Below are 3,704 nucleotides of genomic sequence, written 5' to 3'. Positions count from 1 at the left end.
GAGAACGCGGTGACCCGGCTCGCCGCCGCCGTCGCCCGGATCGGCGCGCACACCTGGCCGGTCCGGCTCACCACGACCGTCCGCGCGGCCCTCACGGAACTCGCCGCCCTGTACGGCATCGACGTCGACACGGCCGCCCCGGACCTCGACGTCGACCTCCTGCTCGACAAACTGGGGCCGGCCGCCGCCCTCGTGGAGGCGACCGTCCGCAACAGCGCCAACCCGACGATGCTGGAGGCCGGGTACAAGGTCAACGTCATCCCGGGCCAGGCCGTGGCCTACGTGGACGGGCGGATGCTGCCCGGCGGCGAGGAGGAGTTCACCACGACGATGGACCGGCTCACCGGGCCCGGCGTCCGATGGGAGTTCCACCACCGGGAGGTGCCGCTCGAGGCGCCGGTGGACTCGCCGACCTTCGCCAAGCTCCGGGCCGCCGTCGAGCGCTTCGACCCCGACGGGCACGTGGTGCCCTTCACCATGTCCGGCGGCACCGACGCCAAGCAGTTCTCCCGGCTCGGCATCACCGGCTACGGCTTCTCGCCGCTCAGACTCCCACCGGGCCTCGACTACGGAGCCCTGTTCCACGGCGTGGACGAACGGGTCCCGGTGGACGCCCTCCACTTCGGCGTCCGCGTGCTCGACCACTATCTGACATCGGCCTAGGCCGGAAAGCGGGGAAGCGGGAATGAGGACCATGACCGGGGGTGGGACCGGCGTGAGCGGAGGAGCGACGGTCACGGGCGGCCGTGCCGGAGGGGAACCGGTGAGCGGGGACGGGGCGGCGAAGGCCGAGGCGCCGTACGGGACCTGGCCCTCGCCGGTCGCGGCCGCGCTGGCCGCCGCGCACGACGGGCGGCCCGAGTACCTCGGAACCGTGGGCGAGGAGTTGTGGTGGACGGCGCCCCGTCCCGCCGAAGGCGGCCGGCGGGCCCTCGTCCGGCGCCGGGCCGACGGCACGGAGGACTGCGTGCTGCCCGCACCCTGGAACGTCCGCAGCCGGGTGATCGAGTACGGGGGACGGCCCTGGGCCGCCACCGGCCGGCCCGGCGCGGGACCGCTCGTGGTCTTCAGCCACTTCCCCGACCAGCGCCTGTACGCGTACGAGCCGGACGCCGGCACCGGTACGCCGCCCCGGCCGCTCACCCCCGTCTCCGCCGTGGGCGGCGGACTGCGCTGGGTGGACCCCGTCCTGCGTCCCGAACGGGGGGAGGTGTGGTGCGTCCTGGAGGAGTTCACCGGACCCGCTCCGACCGACGTCCGCCGGGTGGTCGCGGCCGTCCCCCTGGACGGTTCGGCCGCGGAGGACCGCCGCGCCGTGCGCGAACTGTCCGACGGGCGCCACCGTTTCGTCACCGGGCCCCGCCTCTCGCCCGACGGGCGCAGAGCGGCCTGGCTCGCCTGGGACCACCCCCGGATGCCCTGGGACGGCACCGAGGTCGTGCTCGCCGAGGTCACCCCCGCCGGCACCTTCGGCGGGGCCAGGACCGTCGCCGGCGGACCGGGGGAGTCGATCGCCCAGATCGACTGGGACGCCTCGGGCCGGCTGCTCCTCGCCGGTGACCGCACCGGCTGGTGGAACCTGTACCGCGCGGCGCCCCGCCCCGACGGGACCCTCGGCGCACCGGAACCGCTCTGCCCGCGGGAGGAGGAGTTCGCCGGGCCGCTCTGGAAGATCGGGCTGAACTGGTTCCAGCCCCTGGACAACGGCCTGATCGCCGTCGTCCACGGCAAGGGCGCCACCGCCCTCGGCATCCTCGACCCCGAGACCGGCACCCTGGTCGACGCCGTGGGCCCCTGGACCGAGTGGGCCTCCACCCTCACGGCCCACGGCACCCGGGTCACCGGCGTCGCCGCGAGACCGCGCCGCTCCTACGAGATCGTCGAACTGGACACCTGCACCGGCCGCTCGCGGGTGGTCGCGGCCGCCCACACCGACGCCGTCGACCCGGCCTACCTCACCGAGCCGGCCGTCCGCACGTTCACCGGCCCGGACGGCCGCGAGATCCACGCCCACCTCCACCCGCCGCACCATCCCGGGCGCACAGGTCCGGCCGGCACCCCGCCGCCGTACGTGATCCGGGCCCACGGCGGCCCCACCGGGCACGCCCCGCTCGTCCTGGACCTGGAGATCTCCTACTTCACCTCGCGTGGCATCGGCGTCGCCGAGGTCAACTACGGCGGCTCCACCGGCTACGGCCGGGCGTACCGGGAGCGGCTGCGGGAGCGGTGGGGCGTCGTGGACGTCGAGGACTGCGCCGCCGTCGCCACGGCCCTCGCCGACGAGGGCACCGCGGACCGCGCCCGGCTCGCCATCCGCGGCGGCAGCGCCGGAGGCTGGACGGCGGCCGCCTCCCTCGTCCTCACCGACGTCTACGCCTGCGGCACGATCCTCTTCCCCGTCCTCGACCTGCGCGCCTGGGCCACCGGCGAGACCCACGACTTCGAGTCCCAGTACCTCCACGGTCTGGTCGGCCCACTGGACCAGGTGCCCGAGCGGTACGACGCCCGCTCACCGGTGGCGCACGTCGACCGCCTCACCAGCCCGTTCCTGCTGCTCCAGGGGCTCGACGACGTCATCTGCCCGCCCGCGCAGGCCGAGCGCTTCCTGGCCCGCGCGGCCGGCCGGGGCGTCCCGCACGCCTACCTCACCTTCGAGGGGGAAGGTCACGGCTTCCGCGGGGCCGACACGCTGGTCCGCGCACTGGAGGCCGAACTCGCCCTCTACGCGAGGACCTTCGGCTTCAGCCGGACCGACGTGCCGGACCTGGAGCTGCGCACATGACCGCCCCCGTCCCCGTGACCGCGCTCGCCCGGCCCGCCCGTCTGCGGGCGGGGGACCGGGTGGCCGTCGTCGCCCCCAGCGGGCCGGTCCCCGAGGAGCGTCTCCGGGCCGGCCTCGCCGTCCTGCGCGGCTGGGGCCTGGAGCCGGTCGTCGCCCCGCACGTCCTCGACACCCACCCGGCCCTCGGGTACCTGGCGGGTGCCGACCGGGACCGCGCCCGTGACCTGACGGAGGCGTACGGCGACCCGTCGGTCGCCGGGGTGATCTGCGCCCGCGGCGGGTACGGCGCCCAGCGCATGGCCGACCTGGTCGACTGGCGGGCGATCCGCGAGGCCGGACCCAAGGTCTTCGTCGGCTACAGCGACGTCACCGCCCTGCACGAGGCCTTCGCCGTCCGTGCCGGATTCGCCACCCTGCACGGCCCCATGGTCGCCGCCGCCACCTTCCTGCGGGACCCCCGCACCCAGGAGTCCCTGCGCGCCACTCTCCTCGAGCCGGAAACCGTCCGTGTCCTGGGCCTTCGGACGGCCCGCGCCCTGGTGCCCGGCCGCGCGCGGGGCGTGACGCTCGGCGGCTGCGTCAGCGTCCTCGCGGCCGGCCTCGGCACCCCCGGCGGCCGGGCCTCGGCGCGCGGCGGGCTGCTGCTCCTGGAGGACATCGGGGAGGAGCCGTACCGGCTCGACCGGATCCTCACCCAACTGCTCCGTTCCGGTTGGCTGGACGGGGTGACGGGCGTCGGGCTCGGTTCCTGGGAGGAGTGCGGCCCCTACGAGCAGGTGCGGGCGGTGCTGGCCGATCGGCTCGGCGGCCTCGGCGTCCCGGTGGTGGAGGAGATGGGCTTCGGGCACAGCGGGACGGCGCTCACCGTGCCGCTCGGCGTTCCGGCGGTGCTCGACGCGGAGGCGGCGACGCTCACCCTGGA

Annotated in this window: 3 protein-coding genes; all 3 read left to right on the top strand. The window is 75.8% G+C overall.

What is annotated here, in order from left to right; genetic code table 11:
* Positions 1-663: M20/M25/M40 family metallo-hydrolase (locus RIF68_RS30650; RefSeq protein ID WP_309054532.1), on the top strand; the 663-nt coding region annotated here is incomplete at its 5' end.
* Between the two features lie 100 nt (positions 664-763).
* On the top strand, positions 764-2,782 hold the full coding sequence (locus RIF68_RS30645) for a prolyl oligopeptidase family serine peptidase (protein ID WP_309054531.1): 2,019 nt from the start codon (positions 764-766) through the stop codon (positions 2,780-2,782).
* Positions 2,779-3,704: LD-carboxypeptidase (locus RIF68_RS30640; RefSeq protein ID WP_309054530.1), on the top strand; the 926-nt coding region annotated here is incomplete at its 3' end. The genes RIF68_RS30645 and RIF68_RS30640, both read left to right, overlap by 4 nt.

Origin of the sequence: Streptomyces sp. (assembly GCF_031178505.1) — a bacterium.
GTDB classification, from domain to species: Bacteria; Actinomycetota; Actinomycetes; order Streptomycetales; family Streptomycetaceae; genus Streptomyces; species Streptomyces gulbargensis.
This window is presented reverse-complemented; position numbering and strand designations above follow the sequence as displayed.